Annotated in this window: 1 protein-coding gene; it reads left to right on the top strand. The window is 76.4% G+C overall.

Annotation, left to right across the window (positions count from 1 at the left end; all coding sequences use genetic code 11):
- The coding region (locus tag ACYVE7_RS35455) for a hypothetical protein (RefSeq protein ID WP_460371085.1) at positions 1 to 552 on the top strand (552 nt) is incomplete at both ends.

Genomic DNA, 552 nt, shown 5'->3' with positions numbered 1-552 from the left:
GGCTGGCTCGCCGGAGCCGCCGACGGCACCCTGTGGACCAGCCCCGATGGCACCGCCTGGACCAGGGCGGCCGAAGGCGCGGGCAAGGTCTTCGGCCCCACCGACCGGATCATCGGCGCCGCCGCCACCCCCCAGGGCTGGGTCGCCATCGGCATGGCCCCCGCCGGAGGCCCGCTCAAAGCCCTGCCGCTGCTGTGGACCAGCCCCGACGGCAAGAGCTGGACCAGGCACGCCGCCGGCTCCTACGGCCTGCCCGCCGACGACGAACTCGCCGCCCTCACCCGGATCTCCGCCGCCGGCCCCGGCCTCACCCTCGAAGGCGTCCGCCTCAAACACCTCGAGAAGACCCCCTTCCAGCGCGACGTCGTGTGGACCAGCGACAACGGCGGGCGGAGCTGGGACGTCCAGTCCAAGACCGGCAACCGCGCCGTCCCCCGCCCCGCCAGCGCCTTCGACCTCATCCCCGGCCCGCCCCCCGGCACCGCCACCGCCCGGCCCGGCCGCACCACGGGACCCGCGGGCGACACCGACCCCACGCTCACCCTCACCGAC

This window comes from Actinocorallia lasiicapitis (assembly GCF_054778695.1).
Note: the sequence above shows the minus strand (reverse complement) of the source record. Positions and strands in the feature narration are given on the sequence as shown.